Origin of the sequence: Myxosarcina sp. GI1, from assembly GCF_000756305.1 — a bacterium.
Taxonomy (GTDB): Bacteria; Cyanobacteriota; Cyanobacteriia; order Cyanobacteriales; family Xenococcaceae; genus Myxosarcina.
This window is the reverse complement of sequence record NZ_JRFE01000019.1, coordinates 124,327-146,056: the sequence shown is the minus strand read 5'-3', so window position 1 is coordinate 146,056 and position 21,730 is coordinate 124,327. Positions and strand designations below refer to the sequence as shown.

The following is a 21,730-nucleotide window of genomic DNA, read 5'->3' as shown; positions in this document are numbered from 1 at the left end:
GCTGTAATTAGTTATAAATCCTGAATCAAAGCGATCGAGGCGATCGCATCTCTTGATGAGTTTGAGACAATGATAATGAAGATGACTCAATCGTTTGTGAAACCATGCCAACACTAGAAGAAATTAAACAAATGATCTTTCAGTTACCTATACAAGAACAAATAATACTGATGGAAGATTTGGAAGAAAAACTAGAAACCTTACATATGATGCAACTCGCAGAAACGAGTTTTACAGAATGGAATGATGATGAAGAAGATATCTATGATGTCTAAGCCTCAACCTGGAGAAATATGGCTAGTAAGATTTCCTTTTAGCGATCTAACTTCTGCTAAACTAAGACCAGCACTCATCCTAGCGGTTCATCGAGAAGAAGTAATCATTTTGGGTATATTTTCCAAAATTCCTGCTGGCGACTTGCAAAATAGCTGGATTTTGATTCGAGATAGCGATGCTCATTTTTCACAGAAAGGTTTAAAGAAAACATCTTTGATTAGAGCCGATAAGATAGCTACAGTTAGTACATCAGTATTTCAGAGAAAATTAGGCAATTTAGCGGCAGATTGGTCAGTCGAAGTACAAAAAGCTTTGAAAATAGCTTTAAATTTGGCAGATGTTTAAACAACCCCTCAATTGATGACTGCAATCTAATTTAAAGCAAGCTAAATAATTAATTGGGAAACTAAAAATAGCCTACCAGCTAACAATGGTAGTAATTAAAGTTACGATCGCATTCTCTACAATTTCAAGCTTTTAAAGCGGCTGAGAAGTGCTGTAATTAATAGGAATCTCGAATTAGAGCGATTGCCTGTTTTTTGATAACATTCTCTCTAACCATATTGTTAAATTCATCGCGATCGTAAGCACCGCCGAAAGCTTCATAAGCAGCCTCATCTAAAGCATCTTCATAAGCTTCGTCGAGCATTTCAAGTATTTCATTAGTTGAAGCATAATAACCGCCAAAGCGCCGCCTTTTATTAGTTTTTTTGATATATTTAAGCGAATTTTTTATCGATCGCTCCCAAGAAATAGTGCTTCTATCTTCAGCATTTTGTTTAATTAAATGAATCAACAAGACAACCAAATAACTGTAAATTTTATTTAACTTGTCATCTTTGGACATCTCTTCTAATTCGTCGATAATTGCCAGCGCACCCTGATAATCTTTGGCTTCAATTTTGGCTCTAAGCTCTTGTAATTCGTACATTTACCTGACAAAGCTTGGTTTTACTTCTATCTTACTTGCGATCGCTAAGTGGAATGTTATTGAATTGGCGCGATCGCATAAAAAAAGGCGAGCCAAAATACTCGCCTTATTAATTTAAGAATGAATTAGTCGTCTAAGTTTAGGTTTATCTACACAGCAAATATTTTGACTAATTTGCTAAGAAAATTAACTACATACCAAGAGCGTTAAACTGTGCTTCGGCAATATGAACCTGATCGATATAGCCATCGATACCAGGAACTTGTTGTCCGTAAGATTCAAATCCCTGACCGACAGCGTTATCTAAATACTCGCTACCAGCACCCTGATAGTATACGGGAACGGGACGAGTTGTATGAGTACCCCAACCGTATTTTTCGTTAGGATCGGAACCCCAATAGTGACCAGAAGCTTGAGGATCTTCATTGTCTACTTTTGCTAGTTCGCCGTCATCATTAGTTTCTAGCAGAGGATCTCCATTGTCATCAACTCCTGTAGTCAAAGCTTCTGCGCCTTTAGTGCGAAGTAATTCGGGGAAGTCTTCATTGAGAGTAAAATAGTGGTCGTGATCGGCAGTAACGATAAGTAAGTTTTCTTCGTAGCCACCGTTGTTTTCAATCCAATCTTGAACTGCGCCAACAGATTCGGCAAAGTCTAACGTAGTACCTAGCATATTGTCGAGGTTGTTATCGTGAGCCGACCAGTCAATGTCTCCCCCTTCAATAGTGACCCAGAAACCTTGGTCGTCATCACCCAGAACATCTAATGAAGCTTGAGTTAGTTCTTTTAATGTGGGGTTCTCGTCTTTTTCTGTAGCGATGAACTCTTCTACAGTCTCACCTTCTTCCAAAGGACGTTCGGCATCGGTACGACTGGTCAAACCAGTGTTGCTGTAGTCACCATTAGCAGTACTCCAGGGCAAGTTACCGCTTTGACCTCTAGCACCATACAAACCAAATAGACGTTCGCTGTTATCGGGATCGATCTCAGCCGCAGTTTCTAGTAAGGTCTGACCTGCATTAGGTCCTCTTTCGAGGAAAGTATAAACGTCGTCATATTCACCATTGACTAGCTCATTGTAGCCGTCTTCGCTGATGTAGTTAAACTCGGTTTCGGCTGCGGGATGTCCGCCACCTAAAACTACGGCAGGTTGAGTTTCTTCGACAATTTGACGGAAGATATTGTCAGTGTCGGGAATGGGATGACCGAATTCGTCTACTTCGGCAGGAATGGGATTGCCATCTTTATCTAAAACTGGATCGCCATTTTGCGCTACTTCTACGACGCTATCATCGTGATATTTATTGCGATCGTTGACGTGAGCGGCAGCAGCAGCAGGAGTGGCGTGGCTAAAAGGTACAGAACTGACAATACCAAAGGATTTACCTTCAGCTTCAGCACGTTCTCCTAAAGTTTCGACAGTTTCTTCAAAAACATCGACTCCAATCGCGCCAGAATAAGTTTTTTCACCTGTGTATAAAGTGGTGGCAGTGTTGGCTGAATCGGGATAGAGATTTTTAATATACTCTGGATCTGCGCCCTGTTCCCAAGGATATGCCCCGCCGAGATCTAGATCGTAAATGGGCAGATTGCCACCCAAAGGATCGCCGTTAGCGTCTAAAATTGGGTTTTCATTAAATCCTAGTTCGGGGTCGTATGTGGCTTCGAGTGGATTACCATCAGCATCTACTTCACCGTTGATGCGTTCGCGAATTGCAGGAGAGAAACCTTCGACAATTGCCGCATCGCTACTAAATTCAAAGCCTTCTCTTAGTTCCGATTCACCAGTTACATGGTCGAAAGTGTCGCCTTCTAAAGCAGAATTATCTTTACTACCGTCAATATAAGTGGTGGTAGTAGTTGCCAGTCCATATTTTTCTAGTTCTTGGAAACTCAAGCCGCTTCCAGTACCTTCTGTATAAAAGTCCTTTAAAGCAGTACCTTCATCGCCTTCATTAATTAGTTTCTGAATTGCTGCAGCACGAGCCATTTCCCAGCCCATACCATCGCCAATCATAATGATGACATTTTTAGCTTTGGGCGCATCCTTTTCTTCAATAGGTATTACCGAAGCATCAATGCGAGTATCACCAACGTCAGCACCACTAAGATTGGATAATTCTAAAGCTTCAGCAAATTCAGGAGCTAGTAATAAATCTGCTTCAGCAATTTTTAAATCTTTAGGAGTAGCAGATACTTTTCCTGGCGCGCCAACATCAAACAAGATCTCTAGTCCTAGAGAATCTTCCAAAGTATCGGCAACAAAAAAGCCACTGGCAGTTTCTGAAACTCTTGCAGGATCGTAGCCAATTGAAAAATTTCCCAGAGTTATTTCACCCTCATTTAAAGCAAAGGAGACAGTGCCAGAATGTTCGATCGCACCGCCAACTGGTGCAAAAGGTATTTCAAAACTAAAGTCAGTTTCTTCTGTAATAGGAAAACCAACTTGAAATTTATCGGAAAAAGGCTCGCCTTCGCTCTTTGCACCTGTAAAACTTAATCCTGCTGCTGATTCTAGTAAAGGTAAATCGAGAAATACACTAGTAGTTCCAGAGTCGATTGCAAAATTATTCGTAGTCATGGGATTTTCTCCAATTCTTGAATCTATGTTTAATGGCTTGTTTAAGTCGATAAGAATTACTTCGTTGTTGTCGATATCGCCTTCTCTGCCCATCGAGAAAGGATAGTTATTGTCATTGGCGACTAAGATGGTGTCTTCGTCTACTACCACTACGTCTTCGATAGTTACGAAGGGGAAAGAAAAAGAAGTTTTGCCGTCTTCGTTAAGGTCGTTAGGATCGGCAATATTTAGCAAATCGACAACTTCTTCTTTAGCAACAAAACCGTTTTCGTCTACCTTAGAAAAATCGATTTTGAAGATTTTTTTGAATTCGGCTTCTTCACCTTCGTTGTTGTCCCGTTCGATAACTAAAAACTCGTTTTCGTTGATGGGAGTAAAGTCGCCAATGGGGTGAGAGTCTTCGGTAGGGTAGTAGCCAACTAACTCATCGCTGTACTCGCTGCGTTCGGGATCGAATTTATAGATGCGTAAAGCATTGTCGGGATCGCCCAATACTGGACCTTCGAGCAAAGGATAGAGTGTAGTATTATCGGGACTAAACGCCATACCCTCAAAGCCTTGAGAGCGATTCAAGTTGGCTAACTGTTCTTCGCCCAATGTAGGATTTTGGGGAGATTTAACCAAGTCAGCAACTACCGCATCTCTAACTTTGTCTCCAGTACCAGGAAAGTCGGTGAAGAAGCCATCGGCACCGATTTGAATTAGCTGCTCGAATTCTCTTTCGGGTGTTTGAGGGGTACCGTCTGCTTCTAAAGTTAAAAACTGTTCTTCGTTGCGTAAAGTGTAAGGATGAACCTGCAAACCCGCAGTGTGAGCGTCATCGATGAAAGAAGTAATTTCGCCAGTAAGCTGAGTGGTAATTTCGGCTTCGCCATCGTCATTACCATCAACTGGTTCTTCCAAAGATTCTCTAAGCAGAATATTGTTTTTCCAGGGACCAGCACCTTCTGCATAGAGGTCGGCAATAACCTGTAAGAATTCGGCACTATCCATGTCACGATAGGTAGTAGCTTCAGATAAACCGTTTTCGACCGCAGCTAAAAACTCTTGTCCGTAAATTGCCTTTAAGTCGTTACCCTGTTCGAGGTTATAACGAATGTCATAAGGAACGGAGAAACCATCTTCGGGACTGGCATCTTTAGTAGTGTCTCCATAAAGCTGAACTAAAGGAATATCGCCCAAACCTGCTTCATCTAACATTCCCTGTAGTTTAATTAAGTTTTCAAACTCAAAGGATTGAATAAAGATGCGGTTGGGATTGGTAAATCCCGTTTTTTGTAAAGTTTCAATTAACGATTCTTCTGGAGATAAGTCCTGAAGATCGAAGTAAGTAGGATGCTTGGTTTCGGGATAGATGCCTACTTGTACTCCCGTTTGCGCCTCGACTTCTTGTACTAATTCGATGACTTCTTGAAATGTGGGAATTTCAAAAGCACCGTTAAATTCTTGCGAGCGAAAATCGTTTTGTTGAACCGCTCTTAACTGCTTGATTTCTGCTAAGGTAAAATCTTCAGCAAAATAAGCGGTAACTTCTTCGCCGTCGAGTATTTTGGTAGACATTCTGTCTTCACCAAATACCTCTGCGACATTAGTAGTATCGTCTAAAATTGGCTCGTGACGGGCAATCAACACGCCATCTTTGGTAGAAACTAAATCGGGTTCGATAAAGTCTGCTCCTTGCGCGATCGCCACACGGTAAGCTTCTAAGGTATGCTCTGGTAATAAACCGCTAGCACCACGATGTCCGATTACTAAGGGGTCTTGTCCGTTAAGAGTATTGAGCCTGGGGATATTGGGTGTGGGAATGGGAGCTTCGATTAAAGTGCCACCTCGATCGAAATGAAGTAGATAGGGACCAAATTCATCACCTACCCAAATATCGCCATTACTATCGAAGACAAAGGACTCAATATCGAAGTCACTACCAGTAAGTAGACGTTCTTCGCTGTTTTCGTTGACAATATTAAAAGGAATTAGCTTATCGGGGTCGGATAGCTGTACGAAGTTTTGCACTTCTACACTACCGTCTCCCTTTTCTGCACCAGCAAAATCGGGATCTGCYTGATARATRCGTAATARATAGTCGGTACTATTTTCTTGYGCGCCAAAGCCGTTGTCGGATAAAAACCACAACGCACCGCTATTATCGGGAGCGAACTGTACGCCGCTAAAACCCTGTACGGGCTGTCCGTCAAATGGTCCCGTTCGACCGTTGGCTTCGATAGGATTACCTTCACCATCATCCGCACCAGATTGCGGTCCTTCGGCAAAAGTATCCGCAGGAAGCGAGGCAAAACCGATTAGTTCGTTAGCCATGTTTAACTTTTACTTAACCTAGAAATAATTAGAAATTAGTATTGACATGAATACTGTTTTAATTAGCGACAATAGCAATTTATTAGTTTCGCTAATATCACTTAGTTATAATTTCACGATCTGGTTAAGAAAAGAATATGAAGCTATTAACAAACGATCGAAAAATTATTTTTACAGATAAAAATAAATTGATTTAAAATATTTTATAAAAAGCTTTTTACAGTTTATTTCGATTAAAAGTAACTATAAAAATAAATACTTGAAGTTTAACAATAACTTTGAAGTTATTTATTGCGATCGCACTTACTAAAAATCAAAAAAAGAATAAATGAAAAATAAAATAAGTTCTGCAATTCAGACTTCACTAGATTTTATAGATGAGCTATACGAACGAGATTTTATAACTTATCCACCAATTGACTTTGAAATATATCAATCTACTGACGACGAGTTAGCGGAAACTTTGAGATGTTGGTTCGGTAGCGATCGCCTAATTCATTTAATAGGTTTATTAGGTAAAAACGAACTTTCTCTAAGGAATGGGCGACCGCGTTAAAATTATTATTATTGCAATTGCTATCTTTTTTATTAATCATTTTATGTGCCATACAGTAGCAATGTATGTTACCAATTGAAATTATCTAAAGTATGGAAAATGCCAAACTAGATCGACAAGATAATATATCGAGAGTATGTATAGTTTAAAGTTCTCAATAAAAAATTTAAACTTAAATCTGCTTTTAATGCTGGCGCAAATATGAGCGTAAATTTTGATTACCTATCTTGTTATAGATACACTTTTAAAAATTTGATTGTCTATCATAAATTTATATCTAAAGTAGAGTGCGAAGCATGGATAGACAAGAAGTTCGACCCACACCACCTTTTGAAGAACAGCAAGAACACGCTCCAGATATGGGTGGTGGCTTACCCGTAATTGAATATTGGGCAGAACATACGATCGCACCAAAAGGAGCCAAACTTTGGCAAACTCTATTACATAAAAGTGCTTGTTTATCCTGTTCTTGGGGAACTGGAGGACAAAAAGGCGGCTTTACTAATGAAGAAGGTGAAAAGCTGCAACGCTGTATGAAAAGCGTAGAGGCAATTTATGCCGAAGTTCAACCGCCAATTTCTACTGAGTTTTTTGAACGGCAAACCATAAGCAAACTGCAACAGCTTACTTCCCAAGAAGCAGATAGATTGGGAAGATGGAGTTACCCTGTAATTCTGCGAGAAGGTAATTCTCATTATCAACGCCTTGGTTGGGAAGAAATTTATCAACTAGCCGAAACTGCTTTTAAGAGAGAACCAAAACGAGTCGCTTCCTATAGTTCTGGACGTTCTTCTAACGAAGCTGCTTTTTTATTGCAGCTAATGATGCGAACCTTGGGTTCAAATAACCTTGCCGACTGTTCCGATCTCTGTCACGCGCCTTCTACTTTTGGACTCAAACAGATGTTTGGTACGAGTACCTCGGTAGTAAGCCTCAAAAGTTTAAAACAGGCAGACTGTATCGTACTGGCGGGTTCTAATGCCGCTTACAATCATCCTCGCTTGATGAATGAATTGATTAAATTACGCGATCGCGGTGGTAAGGTAATTGTTATCAATCCCGTTATGGAAACGGGGCTAGTTAAGTTTGGTTCTCCTGCTTTTGTCAAGTCTTTGCTAGTCGGTTCCGATATTTCCTCGTTGTTTTTACAGCCAATCCCAGGTAGCGATGTCGCTTTATTTGTCGGTATTCAAAAAGCATTAATCGAACGTGGCGCGATCGCACAAGAGTTTTTACAGGCACATACAGAAAATTGGCAACAGGTAATTACTCATGCCCAAGAGACTGACTGGGAAACTATTGTTTCTACCTGTGGCATTACTCAAGCTGAAATTGAAGCTGCTGCAGCGATCGTTGCTGACTCTCAGAAAGTAGTTTTTGCCTGGGCAATGGGTATAACTCAGCAACAAAATGGCGTAGATAATGTTTACAGTATTGGTAATACCGCACTATTAACGGGCAATATCGGCAGAGAAGGCACTGGAGTTATGCCAGTACGGGGACACTCTAACGTTCAAGGTTTTGGTTCGATGGGTGTTACCGTCAACCTCAAGCAAGAAATCCAACAGGCACTAGAAAAGCTGTTGGGTAAATCTCTCAGTCGGGTGCAGGGATACGATGCTCAAGCTTTAATTGAAGCCGCAGATGCAGGAAAAGTAGATACCCTTATCTGTGTAGGGGGCAATTTATACGCTGCTAATCCAAATACTAAAAAAGTCAAACGAGCCTTGGGCAAAATTCAAACCATTATTTACCTGGCTACCAAACCCAACCTCGGACATTTTCATGGTTTGGCAAAAGAAAACACGATTGTTATTCCCGTTCTCAATCGCTTTGAAAATCCTCATAAAACTACAGTTGAATCTGGTAATAACTTTGTTCGTCTCAACGATGAAGGTAAAACTCATTTAGCTGATGCCGATTTAATTGCCGAGGTAGATTTTCTCAGCGAACTCGCCCATCGCCTTCATGGAGACTATCCCGTTAACTGGCGCAAACTTCAAGACACTAAATACGTGCGTCAGTTAATTGCTCAAACCATTCCTGGATTCGAGCAGATGGCTAATATAGATGAAACCAAGGAAGAGTTTACTATTGGTGGACGAATTTTTACCGAACCAAAATTTTCTACTCCTTCTGGCAAGGCATCGATGTTTATTACCCCACTGCCAGAGTTGACTTTACCCGAACCAAAAGACTTTAACGTTGCCGATAATGCCCGCTCTGTTGTGGTAGCTTTAATGACGGGAAGAAGTTACGCCCAACACAATACGGTAGTTTATCGCACTGCAGACAAATATCGCGGTATACCTCATCGTAATTGTATCTTGATGAATCGTAGCGATGCTGAAAGCGTGGGATTAGAGGAACACCAGCGAGCTACAGTTCGCGGTAATGCAGGAGAACTAGAAAATATTGAGATTATTTTTGGTGCGGTGCGTCCTGGTGCGGCTTTGATGTTTTACCCTGAAGTAAATGTAATCTTTAATGCACCTTTAGAAACTCGTAGCGGTACGCCAGCTTTTAAACGAGTTCCTGCTGTGGTGTTTGCAGAAAGCTAAACCACATCTATAGCAAGCGAGCGACAGTTTTATTCAAAAGTGAAAACGATAGAGATTGTGGCGATCGCCAGATAACTGATTAGAGAAAGCAAAGCTCAATTGCTTCTCTTTGTTCTTTATTTTTATAGTTATAAATTTGAGTTTTTAAGCCTTGCAAATTGGCTTGTTTACTGAATCAAAATACAAATTCAGAAAAAATAAAATTATATTTCAAAAATAAAGTACAAAATTTAAAAAATAGTGCTATACTACAAAAAGTTAAAAAAAGGAGGTCGAAACCAATGAATACAACTACTGTAAAATTTAGCTTCAGCAAAATGGAAGGAAATGTATATTGTTGGCAATTCGATACCAAAGAGACACTTTGTCAAATGGATAGTCTATGCTGTTACTCGCCACTACAGCAAATACAGAGTTAGTTATTATTAGAATTTCATTACTATACAGCTACTGTACTTGAAGCCGCAGAGCCATATTAGCTTCTTACAGCGATCGATACTTCAGTTTTCGTATCTATATATCTAGTCATGCTCGTACTTACGTTTTGTAGACTAGATGCTTTATGTTAGGTGTTACTAACGAAAGCATATTCATAGAGGCTTTTCACGTATTGCTGAATAAACAACATTCAATATCTGGCGGTAGCATTTGCTTGAAATTATTTTAATTGGGCTTTTATTATTAGCTGAGTTTTTGTTTGCAGACATTTAGCCAGCATAGTTTAAGCTGAAATTCTTAGTACTTATCGTAATAAATTGCGTTGCGTCAGGCGATCGCAAAGCGTATTGCGCCAAAATTTGCCATGAGAAATTTACTATTTCATAGAAAAGAATAATATCGATAGAAAACACAGTAACTTAAATTATTTTTGAGTTGGTGTTAATATCAATTTTAAAAATCAAGCAGTTTTTGCTACTTGTAATAATACGTATATTACAAACAGTTTTTGCTGCTATAAAATCGATGTTTTACGTAGATTAATAAATAATATTTTGATTATTTATTTGTTCCAAAAAATAAAATTTAGAACCTTGAAAATTAAATAAAGCAATATATTTTTCTGGCATCGGTAGCCAACACTGAGATTTGCCCTTGCGTCTTACACCGACGCGGGCTTCCTCAGTCAAGTTGGTAAGGCGGTGGTCTGCTCTCTCGGCAATAGCTCTATGAGGGGAACTCTCAAGACGCTTTGCCTCGCAAAACTATTAGAGTTCAAATCATACCCGATGCTATAAAGAATATCTTATGGTGCTGTAGACAAACTGGTAAAGTCGCGCGGACATCTCACGGTGCTGAATTCATTTCAGCACCCGTGTCCTCCTTCTTTCAAGCAGGAAATTGCGGGTACTCTTCGAGAAGACTTCGCCAACAAATCCCGTCAGCACTGTTATTGCCCTGTGGTGTAATTGGCAACACATCTGAATTTGGCTCAGATGACTCCAGGTTCGAGTCCTGGCAGGGCAATAAAGTAATTTGTCTTAACAAGATATGCAGGTTAAATGCTTGCTATTCTGATAAACCCCTGTAACCCAATTGGAAGAGGTGACGGACTTAAAAACCGTCTGTTGCTGGTTCAAATCCAGTTAGGGGTATGAGTTAGAGAAAGTTTATCTCGATTTGACGGAGCTTTTTCTGACTTTGTTAAATCTAAATATGGTTGCAACGATCGATCGAAGATTTTACTCTTTGTTGTTCTAATTGCGCTAGTTTAGATTGTCTCAAAAACAAGCGTTGGTAGCTCAGTAGGTAGAGCAGCATTATCCTTATTCAAAAGCTTATCCCTTTGGGGTCGAAGAATGAGGGTTATCGACTCATAATCGGCATGACGTAGGTTCGAGTCCTACCCAACGCACCAAATCACCTAAAAACAAGCGTTGATAGCTCAGTACAAAACATCTTTATTCGTACCTTATCCCAATGGGGTTGGAGAGTGAAGGTTATCGACCTAGAGCAACTGGGTTTTCCCAGAAGACGTGGGTTCAAATCCCACACAACGCACCCATACTTACTTGGGGTGGTTTGCTATTGGCACAGCACCATCTTGTCTGCAAAGGCTGAAGAATTGAGGGTTATCGTTTGGCACGAACTCCCCCTTAATTCGTAAGGGGCTGTCCCTCGAATTCGTTTCGGGGTTTGTATGCCCCGTCGGAGATTGCAGGTTCAACTCCTGCTCCACCCCCCAATTATTACTTTATGCGACGGATGGCGGAATGGTAAACGCGATAGAAAAAAACCTTGGTTTGTATCTCGTCCGTAAGGGCTGAAGAATTGAGGATTATCGGGGTCTATTGATGAAAAAGTCTTGTAGGTTCGATTCCTACTTCGTCGCCCCAAAAATGATTGCTTGGGGCGGTACTTTCTTGGTAGTTAGCTATTGAGAAAGAAAAGTCCTTATTCAAAACGGACGACTCAAACTACAGAACTTGTGTCGGTAGTCGTGTCCTTACTTATCCTTTAGGGTCGCAGAATGAGGGTTATCGTTGGTTTTTATAGGTTCGACTCCTAACCGCCCCCTGTTTGGTTAATGCCATTAATTTAACCGAACTAATTTACACAAATTTGCTCGCAAGAGCTGGAGGTCTAATGAATTATAGTTTTTTTGTAAATAAAGCCAGAGGTACACCTCAAACTCAGCCAATTCCAGGAAGAGAAGCAGAAATGATTCGAGGTCGCTCTGGCGGTTGGATGTTTGATGCCGGTATTTGGCAAATGCTGCGGCGTTGTTTGTTGATTGGTACTGCTCAAAGTACCTATTATGCAGACAAACGAGAATTGACTAATGATTTTGTCGATGTTGTTCGGCAAGCAGTAGCCGAAGATGGCGATCGCGTCGCTGAAGAAATTCTTTATGCTAGTGATGGTCGCTCTCTCAACAATAGTGCGCCAATTTTAGCCTTGGTCTTATTGTCTATGGGAGAAACTCCTCAAGCTAAAAATGCTTTTCGCGAAATTTTTCCCAAAGTAGTACGGACTGGCAGCCATTTTTATGAATGGTTGAATTACACTAAGTCTCTACGAGGTTTTGGCAAAATTATTAGAGAAGTAGGTACGGCTTGGCTATCGCGAGAAGACGTTAGAGGTTTGGCTTACCAGTTATTGAAATACCAACAGCGTCATGGTTTCCAACATCGCGATGCTTTGCGTCTGTTTCACGTCAAACCACCGACGATAGACCACGATCGCCTGTTTGAATGGGCGGTTAATGGTTGGACTGAGTTACCGTTGGCAATCGAGAGTGAAGCTCTGGCACAAATTTGGTGGTATGAATGGCTCAAACGCAACCCCGAACAGACTCATCGCGCGATCGCACAAGGTAAATTAACTCACGAAATGGCTGCTCCTGTAGGTAATATGGATAAACAGGCTTGGCAGTTACTGTTTGAGTCGATGCCAATTGGGGCAATGTTGCGTAACTTGGGTTCTCTAACTCAGTTAGAAGTGCTGACAGGCGATCGCCGCAAGAATTTAGAGAGAGTTCGAGCGGTATTAAACGACAAAAAGCATTTACGTCGCGGTAGAATTCACCCTATTGACGTGCTTAAAGCCTTAAAAACTTACACTTCTGGCGGTAAAATCGGTCGCAGTCAAAAAACTTGGACTCCCGTACCTCGGATTGTAGATATTTTAGAGAAAGCTCTAGAATTATCTTTTGAAACTGTCAAGCCGACCGAGGCGGTATTTTTACACGCGGTGGATATTTCTGGTTCGATGGCTTACAGCACTGTAAGTTCTATTGGCTTAAGCTGTTGCGAAATTGCCACAGCTATGGCATTGGCAACGGCTAAGGCAGAGAAAAACTACATGATTCGTGGTTTTTCGACTTCCTTTATCAATCTGGGAATTACACGGCGCGATTCATTTAGTTCGGCTTTAAAAAAAGCTCAAGATCGTAACTTTGGCGGTACCGATGCCTCGGTTGCCTATGACTGGATGATTAAAAACAAGTTCCAAGCAGACGTAGTTTGTTTTTGGACTGATAGTGAAAGCTGGGCGGGTAGAAAACATCCCTCTCAAGCTTTGGCAGAATATCGTCGTCTGGTTAATCCGCAGGTTAAAGCAGTGTATGTTACCCTCGCACCTTACCGCATTAATTTGGCAGATCCCAACGACAATCGAGTTTGGAATTTGGCAGGATTCGATCCTGGAGTTCCACGTTTGATTCAAATGTTGGCAACGGAAGACTTGTAACGGCATTTTTCGCACTTAGTAGTCCAGATTTAGGTATTAGCCCTTCTACTTTGTGGAAGTTGAGCCTGTCGAAACTCAGGGCTAACGCCGAGCGTAGCCAAAATATTAGACAGAGAGATAGGGAGCAGGGGAAAATTAGTTGGACTGAGATCCCCCTGCTTTCCAGTGCCAAGGCATATTTTTAAAAGCAAGTAACACAAGCTATACTTTTTCGTTTATTCTTATTGCCGACGTGGTTGCAGCCAACGAACTAGCTTCGAGAAAATGTCGCTAATAAGCTTTACCAGTCGCTGCAAAAATCCTTTTCTTTCTTCTGCTTTCATGATTTTGGTCGCTCTCTATGTTTAGTTGGACTAATGTTAATTGGTTTATTGGCAATAACAGTAATTCTGAAATATCATTAGCAAATCTTAAATAATATAAAAATGCGATGGCTATAGAAATAGACTAAAAAATAAAAGACATTGTTAGTATTTGCCTAAAAACTCAATTTTAAATTTTTGCCAAAGCAGCTTTCAAAGTATGCCAGGCTAAAGTCACACATTTAACGCGACTAGGATATTGAGAGACTCCTTGTAAAACCCTTAAGGTATCTAAATCTAGTGGCAATGGTATCTGTTCGATAACTGCCTGACGAACCTGGGATACAATTGCCAAAGCTTCTGTAATGCTCTTTCCCTTAACTACCGATGCTAAAAGCTCGGCTGAAGCCAAACATAAAACGCAACCATGTCCCTCAAATTTAATATCTTTAATACAATTATTATTTTTATTTAATGCCAAGGTTAGTTTAACTGTATCGCCACAATAGGGATTGTGACCGCATTCCTGTAAATCGACTGGATTGGTTATACCACGATGTTGTGGTTGTTTGTAACGTTCTAAAAGTATCTTTCGAGATAAATTGGAAGAGTGGCTAATATCGATCATTAGTAATGGTGTAAAAGCTTATTAGTAATAATAGAGAGAGACTAACATCACTCATAGCAGTCAAGTATGGCACTGTGACCGTACCAAAGTTGATATCTTTCCTGTTTCTGAATAAGCTTGGATAATTTATTTTCTGGAATTCCCTTAACATTTTTGCAAGTCTGCATAGCCTCAACTTCTGAAGCACCAGATGCTGAACCGAGGCTATGCTTTGAAATCCTGAAAGTTCTTGCTTAGACTAGCATAGGTCGAAGCGGTCGAGCATCATCACTTTATTCCAAACAGCAACAAAGTCTTTGACCATCCGCTCATGACCATCATTAGCACCATAAACCTCTGCAACCTGACGAAGCTCCGCGTTTGAACCAAAAATCAGATCGCACCGTGTCGCTGTGAATTTCGTTTCGCCCGTTTGGCGATCGTCAATGTTAAAAATCATTTCGCGATTGTCAATCGGCTTCCATTCGTAGTCCATGCTGGTCAGGACGCGGAAGAAGTCGTTGGTTAGTACACCTGGTCGATCGGTAAAGATGCCATGCTTAGAGCGATCCCAATTCTGATCGAGGGCACGAAGTCCGCCAACGAGAACCGTCCATTCGGGCGCGGTTAGCGTCAAAAGCTGTGCGCGATCGAGAAAGATCCGCTCTGGCTTCACCTTATAGCCAACAGCATCGTTGTGGTAGTTGCGGAAACCATCCGAGACTGGCTTCAGCCATTCAAAGCTTTCCACATCGGTCTGTTCTTGAGTTGTATCCATCCGACCTGGAACGAACGGAACACTGACATCGATCCCAGCATCTTTTGCAGCCTTCTCAACCGCAGCGCAGCCGCCAAGAACGATAAGATCTGCCAGGGAGACTTTTTTGTTACCCGACTGAGCGTCATTAAATTCTGACTGAATTTTCTCTAGGGTCGATAGAACCTCGCCAAGTTCCTGCGGGCGGTTTATCTCCCAGTCTTTTTGTGGGTCCAGGCAAACACGCGCGCCATTGGCACCACCACGCTTGTCGGAGTCGCGATAGTTTGATGCCGATGCCCAGGCTGCTGACACGAGTGCCGAGACGGAGAGTCCACTCGCTAAAATCTGGTTCTTAAGCGCGTTGATGTCAGCATCATCAACAACTTCATGGTCGAGCGCAGGAATCGGATCTTGCCAGGACAGATCTTCCTCTGGAACTTCTGGACCGAGATAGCGCACTTTTGGTCCCATATCTCTGTGAGTCAGCTTGTACCAAGCACGCGCGAACGCGTCACTAAAGTAATCGAAGTCATTGAGAAAGCGTTGACAGACCTCACGATAGTCTGGATCTTCTCTTAAAGCAATGTCTGAGGTCATCATCATTAAATCGTTTTCGACACCCGACTCATGAGCATCTGGGGTCTTGGGCGCATCAGGATCGCTCGGCTTCCACTGAATCGAACCTGCTGGACTCTCGTTCTGCTCCCACTCGTACTTAAATAGATTTTCCAGGTAGCTGTTATCCCACTGGGTCGGGTTTGGAGTCCAAGAGCCTTCGATTCCGTTGGTCATTGTATACTTGGCAAAGCCAGTGCCTTCAGGGTTTTGCCACCCCAGACCCATAGCCTGAATCGGCGCGCCTTCTGGTGCTGGACCAATTTTGTCTGGTGCGACCATGCCGTGACTTTTGCCGAAGGCATGACCGCCAGCGATTAGCGCGACGGTTTCCTCATCGTTCATCGCCATGCGCGCGAAAGTCTCACGGATGTCACGGGCGGATGCGATCGGGTCGCCGCTTCCATTAGGTCCTTCTGGATCGACATAGATTAGTGCCTGATGCGAGGCTGCCAATGGGTTCTCTAGGTCATAGTACTTATCTTTTGGCTCGCCTACCCAGCGAATTGTTCGAGTGACCATCTCATCTGGATGTCCCTCGTGCTGCTTGCCATTTTCGCCGAACGGTTGACCGTTCCAGAACTCAGGACCCCAGTAGGTGGCGCGGTCTGCCTCCCAGGCATCGATGCGACCGCCACCGTAGCCAAAGGTTTTGAAGCCCATAATTTCCAGCGAGCAGTTGCCGACCAAGATCATCAGATCTGCCCAACTCAGTGCCGCACCGTATTTCTGTTTGATGGGCCAGAGTAGTCGCCGTGATTTGTCGGTGTTGCCGTTATCCCACCAGGAATTGATCGGGGCAAAGCGTTGCATACCCTGACTCGCTCCACCACGACCGTCAGCGATACGGTAGGTACCTGCGGAGTGCCACGCCATACGGATCATCTGAGGTCCATAGTTGCCATAGTCGGCTGGCCACCAGTCCTTTGAGTCTGTCAGCAGTGCTTTGATATCGCTTTTCAACTGCTGGAAGTCGATCTTTTGAAACGCTTCTTTGTAGTTGAAATCTTGCAGCGGATTAGCCTGGGGAGAATTTTGGTGAAGTAGCTCGACCTGAAGTCGGTTCTGCCACCAGTCATCAATTTGCGGTTTAGAGCCGAGGGCACCGCCAACGCGGGTTCCACGGAAAGGACATTGTGCAGGAGTGGATTGTGGTGTGTTTGAGATAGGGTTGCTGACCATAAGTCCGATTTTTTTAATAGATTTCGCTAGTAAGTTGGTTTGAGTACTGCCATTTACAGCAGTTTAAAGGGTATCAGAATGCCAATTTGACTTTTTCTTTCTTGTTCTTGTTGCAAAGCTGACAGGCGATCGCAGTTAAAGTACCTAATGGTACCAATAGTAAGAAACAATTGACTTTAACATTAACGCCTCTAACTTAAGTCAGATGGTTCTTGAAGCTTAACTTGACTAAGATTTATACATCAAAAAACGCAATGCAACGAAAGGTATTATCTCTATTTTGAATAATAATAACGAAGTTTTAACTAACGCAGCAGGAATTCCTATTGAAAACAATGAAGTTTCTAAATCCGTTGGCAAACAGGGACCTTTACTGTTAGAAGACTACACGCTTCTGGAAAAAATGGCTCACTTTAACCGCGAGCGCATTCCAGAACGAGTAGTTCATGCAATAGGTGCTGGAGCCTACGGTACGTTTACCGTTACCGACGACATCACTCAATATACCAAAGCCAAGCTTTTTTCCGAAGTCGGCAAACAAACCGAAGTATTTGCCCGTTTCTCTACTGTTGCTAAGTCGAAAGGTGGTTCTGATATTTATCGCGACCTGAGAGGGTTTGCGCTTAAATTTTACACCGAAGACGGCAATTGGGATATGGTAGGCAATAATACGCCAATTTTCTTTGTTCGCGATCCAATGAAGTTTATGGACTTTATCCGTTCGCAAAAAGAACATCCTAAAGAACACTGGCGACACGATCGCATGTGGTGGGATTTTTGGTCGCTATCACCTGAAAGTATACACCAAGTTCTCTGGCTGATGGGCGATCGCGGCGCACCGATGGGCTGGCGACATATGAACGGCTATGGTAGCCACACTTTTAGCTTTATTAATGAAGCTAACGAACGTATTTGGGTTAAATTTCACTTTACTACCGACCAGGGCAATAAATTCTTCACTGAAGAACAGTGGATGCAAATGCAGGGTGTAGAACCCCGATGGGCAACTAAGGATTTATACCAGGCGATCGAAGAAGGCAACTATCCTTCCTGGACGATGCACATTCAGCTTATGACCGACGAACAAGCACAAAACTTTCAGTGGAATCCTTTCGATCTTACTAAAGTTTGGCCTCATGGTGATTTTCCTCTGCACAAAGTTGGTAAATTTGAACTAAATCGCAACCCTGAAAACTACTTTGCCGAAGTAGAACAGGCAGCATTTTCTCCTGGTAATGTAGTTCCTGGTATCTCTTGGTCGCCAGACCGCATGTTACAGGCGCGGATTATGTCCTATGCCGATACCCACCGCTATCGCCTGGGCGTAAACTACGACACGATTCCTGTCAACAAACCTCATGCTACTAAAGCTAATACTCCCTATCGCGATGGCTTTATGCGGGTAGACGACAACAACGGCGGACGGACTAATTATCATCCCACTCATGATGAATATCCCGAAGCAGACAAACGCGCTGAAGATCCTGCATATCATGTATCGGGTATGGCAGCCAGAATCGAGTTAGACGAAGAAGATCATTACGATCAGGCTCGTATGTATTACGATATGCTAAATGCTGAAGAAAAAGCACGTCTGTATCATAATATTGCTGGTAGTCTTGGTAAATGCGAACAACAAATTATCGACGACCAAATGAAGTTGTTCCGCAATGTTTCTCCAGAACTAGCAGAGAAAGTACAGCAAGAGATGGCTCAAAGCGAACCACCCAAACCAGAACCAAAACCTGCAACTGTTTAATAGAATTGCAGCTTAATTATACATTCTCAAAGGGTTTAGCTATGCTAAACCCTTTTTTAGATTGCTAGTGTAGATTTTTCAACTAAAAGAATTTGAGATGTTGTTACTGCGACCGCCATAAGCATTTAGTAATGCCCCAAAAGGTAAAAGTAACAAAACCAAGTTCTGGTAATACCACAATCTTGTAATAGCCTATATCCAAGTAATAAGAACCAGGAAGTTTGGAGGCTTCTGTGTTTTTCCGTATTATTTCAGTGTTTTTATTAATACAATCTAGCCCTGCCCATTCTCCATTAACTGTCCATGTCCTATTGTTAGTCCAAGTATTAGGAACAGGCGTTTCTTGCCAAGCAGGATAAGTATCAGTATAAGTGTATTTTTTTCTTCTGGGCTGAGTTGCGTCTTCAAAAAATGCTAATCCTTTTAACTTAATAGCATCAATAGTAGACTGAGATAATTTAAACACTCCACCACCGCAAGAAAAAGGTCGGACAGTTGATGGTAATAAAGCAAAAATTAAAGGCGTATTATTTTCCCTTTGTAAAGCAATACCGTTTATTTCTAGTTCTTCTGGAATGGCTGCTTTATAGCGATTAATTCTTTCTGCTCTAATAAAAACAAAAAATGCAACTATACACAATGCTAAAGATATTCCGAATGTCAATAAATTACGGTAATAGGTATTCAGATCGTAAATAGCAAATTTAATCTTGACAGTGCAATACAGTTTTAATCGCTTTAAAAAATCGCGATCGCAACTCTATTTACTCTAAAACCCAGCGATCGCAAGTTTAGTCAAATTACCGTAAGATACCAATGGTAATCCAAATTTCTAAAAGCAAGATTACTATTTGAATTTCGATAACGTCTGTAAATACCTAGCAGAATCTTATTCTGTTGTCTTTGCTAACAGTTTCAAACTCTTCTGCCTTTTGCCGTCACTTTATAGTATTTTTACTAAACTCCAATGGCTTAAGCAGCAGTACAATTACGCTATAATTATTAAGAAAACTTGAACTAACTATACAAAAGTCTATAGACAAATCTTATGTCTCTTCCCATTCGCAATATTGCTATCATTGCTCACGTCGATCACGGTAAAACTACGTTAGTCGATGCTCTTCTCAAACAGTCGGGTATTTTTCGCGAAGGAGAAGAAGTACCAGATTGTGTTATGGACTCTAACGACCTCGAACGAGAACGGGGTATTACCATTCTTTCTAAAAACACTGCGGTAAGCTACAAAGATACTTTAATTAACATTGTCGATACTCCAGGACACGCCGACTTTGGCGGAGAAGTAGAGCGCATTTTGGGTATGGTTGATGGTTGCGTTCTAATCGTCGATGCCAACGAAGGACCGATGCCCCAGACGCGATTCGTGCTTAAAAAAGCTTTGGAAAAAGGTTTGCGTCCGATTGTAGTAGTTAACAAAATAGATCGCCCTAACGTCCATCCAGATTTGGCAGTAGATAAAGTATTCGATCTGTTTGTAGAATTAGGTGCAGATGACGATCAGTGCGACTTTACTACTTTATACGCTTCTGGCTTGCAGGGTTATGTCAAGGAAGATGTTGATGAAGAAGGCGTAGACATGCAGCCTTTATTTGAAGCAATTTTACACCACGTTCCACCACCAGCGGGAGATGTAGATAAATCCTTACAAATACAGGTAACTACTTTAGATTACTCCGATTATTTAGGCAGAATTGCGATCGGTAGAATTCATAATGGTGTGATTAAGGCAGGGCAGCAAGCTGCATTAATCAAAGAAGATGGCAAAATTGTCAAAACTAAAATTAGTAAGTTGATGGGTTTTGAAGGACTTGCTCGCGTCGAACTAGAAGAAGCGACCGCAGGTAACATTGTAGCGGTAGCAGGATTTACCGATGCCAATATTGGCGAAACTATTACCTGTCCAGACGAACCTCAAGCCTTACCTTTAATTAAGGTAGACGAACCTACTTTACAAATGACCTTCTCGGTCAACAACTCGCCCTTTGCAGGACAAGAAGGAAAATTTGTTACTTCCAGACAGTTGCGCGATCGCCTGTATCGAGAACTAGAAACTAATGTAGCCTTAAGAGTTGAAGATGGTGGTTCTGCCGAACAATTTTTAGTTTCTGGTCGGGGCGAACTCCACTTAGGTATCTTAATCGAAACCATGCGTCGTGAAGGCTATGAGTTTCAGGTTTCCCAACCCCAGGTAATCTATCGCGAAATTAATGGCGAACCATGCGAACCTTATGAATATTTAGTGTTAGACGTTCCCGAAGAAGCTGTAGGTAGCTGTATCGAACGCCTCGGACAGCGTAAGGGAGAAATGCGCGATATGCAGGCAAATGTAGGACGTACTCAGCTAGAGTTTGTCATTCCCGCTCGTGGTTTGATTGGTTTTCGTGGTGACTTTGTGCGTCTGACTCGCGGCGAAGGCATTATGAATCACAGTTTCCTTGAATACCGTTCTTTCTCTGGAGAACTAGAAACTCGCAACAGCGGCGTAATTATTGCTTTTGAAGAAGGCTTGGCAACTTTCTACGCTCTTAAAAATGCTGAAGATCGCGGTATCTTCTTTATTACTCCAGGAACTAGAGTCTATAAAGGTATGATTGTTGGCGAACACAATCGCGCTCAAGACTTAGATCTAAATGTCTGCAAAACTAAACAGCTAACCAACCACCGCGCTGCTAGTGGCGATGAATTGGTACAGCTACAGGCACCTACAGAAATGAGCTTGGAAAGAGCTTTAGAGTATATTGGTGCAGACGAACTGGTAGAAGTAACGCCCGAATCAATTCGCTTACGGAAAGTACAGACTAAAAAGCTGGCTAAAAGATAAGCGATCGCCTTTTGATGTTGCCTTCTTTAAATTTTTAAAGGGGCAACAAGCATTTTTTTTATACTGTTTTAAACATGACAATTCTGCTAAGAGACTGTTTGTAAAAAGGAAATAAGCCGAACTAAAAGTTCAAAATGGCTCGTAAACCATATCCTTCAGACTTAAGCGACACAGAATGGAAAATCATTAAACCTTTACTACCACAGTCAAAAAATCGTGGCAGACCGATGGCTGCATCGTTCCTTCTAAAGCTCTTA

The 21,730-nt window shown here is 41.9% G+C and carries 12 protein-coding genes, 5 tRNA genes and 1 pseudogene; 13 read left to right on the top strand and 5 right to left on the bottom strand.

What is annotated here, in order from left to right; all coding sequences use genetic code 11:
- The first annotated feature begins 104 nt into the window (after positions 1-104).
- Positions 105-275, top strand: a complete 171-nt coding sequence (locus KV40_RS35745; RefSeq protein WP_172657290.1) for a hypothetical protein — start codon at positions 105-107, stop codon at positions 273-275.
- Positions 265-621 (top strand): type II toxin-antitoxin system PemK/MazF family toxin, encoded by a 357-nt coding sequence (locus KV40_RS14795; RefSeq protein ID WP_172657289.1) that lies wholly within the window; start codon positions 265-267, stop codon positions 619-621. Before KV40_RS35745 ends, KV40_RS14795 begins: the two co-directional genes overlap by 11 nt.
- A 157-nt stretch (positions 622-778) precedes the next feature.
- On the opposite strand, the gene KV40_RS14790 is transcribed toward KV40_RS14795, so the two are convergent.
- Positions 779-1,207, bottom strand: a complete 429-nt coding sequence (locus tag KV40_RS14790) for a DUF29 family protein (protein ID WP_036482928.1) — start codon at positions 1,205-1,207, stop codon at positions 779-781.
- A 190-nt stretch (positions 1,208-1,397) separates the two neighbouring features.
- Positions 1,398-6,104: an esterase-like activity of phytase family protein gene (locus KV40_RS36705; RefSeq protein WP_253274266.1), complete on the bottom strand. Its 4,707-nt coding sequence runs from the start codon at positions 6,102-6,104 to the stop codon at positions 1,398-1,400.
- A 328-nt stretch (positions 6,105-6,432) separates the two neighbouring features.
- Here KV40_RS36705 and KV40_RS14780 point away from each other — a divergent pair, with 328 nt between their 5' ends.
- The 8 genes from KV40_RS14780 to KV40_RS14760 all read left to right on the top strand — a co-directional run bounded on the left by KV40_RS14780 (position 6,433) and on the right by KV40_RS14760 (position 13,409).
- Positions 6,433-6,660 (top strand): hypothetical protein, encoded by a 228-nt coding sequence (locus KV40_RS14780; RefSeq protein WP_036482927.1) that lies wholly within the window; start codon positions 6,433-6,435, stop codon positions 6,658-6,660.
- A 296-nt stretch (positions 6,661-6,956) separates the two neighbouring features.
- A complete protein-coding gene (locus KV40_RS14775; protein WP_036482925.1) occupies positions 6,957-9,221 on the top strand; it encodes an FdhF/YdeP family oxidoreductase in 2,265 nt (754 codons plus the stop codon).
- A gap of 1,391 nt (positions 9,222-10,612) precedes the next feature.
- Positions 10,613-10,685: transfer RNA gene (locus KV40_RS14770), tRNA-Gln, on the top strand.
- 54 nt (positions 10,686-10,739) lie between these two features.
- A tRNA-Leu gene (locus KV40_RS14765) sits at positions 10,740-10,813 on the top strand.
- Between the two features lie 136 nt (positions 10,814-10,949).
- Positions 10,950-11,076 (top strand) — tRNA-Met (locus KV40_RS34945).
- A 16-nt stretch (positions 11,077-11,092) separates the two neighbouring features.
- Positions 11,093-11,219, top strand: a tRNA-OTHER gene (locus tag KV40_RS34940).
- Positions 11,220-11,416: 197 nt separating this feature from the next.
- A tRNA-Phe gene (locus tag KV40_RS34935) sits at positions 11,417-11,554 on the top strand.
- 250 nt (positions 11,555-11,804) lie between these two features.
- Entirely contained in the window at positions 11,805-13,409 is a 1,605-nt protein-coding gene (locus KV40_RS14760) for a TROVE domain-containing protein (RefSeq protein WP_036483114.1), read from the top strand.
- Positions 13,410-13,901: 492 nt separating this feature from the next.
- Here KV40_RS14760 and sufU read toward each other — a convergent pair whose 3' ends face one another.
- A complete protein-coding gene (sufU, locus tag KV40_RS14755) occupies positions 13,902-14,339 on the bottom strand; it encodes a Fe-S cluster assembly sulfur transfer protein SufU (protein WP_036482922.1) in 438 nt (145 codons plus the stop codon).
- A 238-nt stretch (positions 14,340-14,577) separates the two neighbouring features.
- Positions 14,578-16,875 carry a catalase/peroxidase HPI gene (gene katG / locus KV40_RS14750; RefSeq protein ID WP_052055648.1) on the bottom strand — a complete coding sequence of 766 codons (2,298 nt, stop codon included), beginning with the start codon at positions 16,873-16,875 and terminating at the stop codon, positions 14,578-14,580.
- A 280-nt stretch (positions 16,876-17,155) separates the two neighbouring features.
- Between katG and KV40_RS14745 the strand changes: the two genes are divergently transcribed.
- The gene (locus tag KV40_RS14745; RefSeq protein WP_036482920.1) at positions 17,156-18,634 is read left to right on the top strand and encodes a catalase; all 1,479 of its coding nucleotides are present in this window, start codon (positions 17,156-17,158) and stop codon (positions 18,632-18,634) included.
- A 103-nt stretch (positions 18,635-18,737) separates the two neighbouring features.
- On the opposite strand, the gene KV40_RS14740 is transcribed toward KV40_RS14745, so the two are convergent.
- On the bottom strand, positions 18,738-19,274 hold the full coding sequence (locus tag KV40_RS14740; protein WP_036482918.1) for a hypothetical protein: 537 nt from the start codon (positions 19,272-19,274) through the stop codon (positions 18,738-18,740).
- Positions 19,275-19,682: 408 nt separating this feature from the next.
- On the opposite strand from KV40_RS14740, the gene typA reads away from it, so the two are divergent.
- Together typA and KV40_RS36980 are read left to right on the top strand one after the other, a co-directional pair.
- Positions 19,683-21,473: a translational GTPase TypA gene (gene typA / locus KV40_RS14735; protein WP_036482917.1), complete on the top strand. Its 1,791-nt coding sequence runs from the start codon at positions 19,683-19,685 to the stop codon at positions 21,471-21,473.
- Between the two features lie 134 nt (positions 21,474-21,607).
- Positions 21,608-21,715 (top strand): annotated as a pseudogene (locus KV40_RS36980) (transposase); the annotation flags it as partial.
- Positions 21,716-21,730 lie beyond the last annotated feature (15 nt).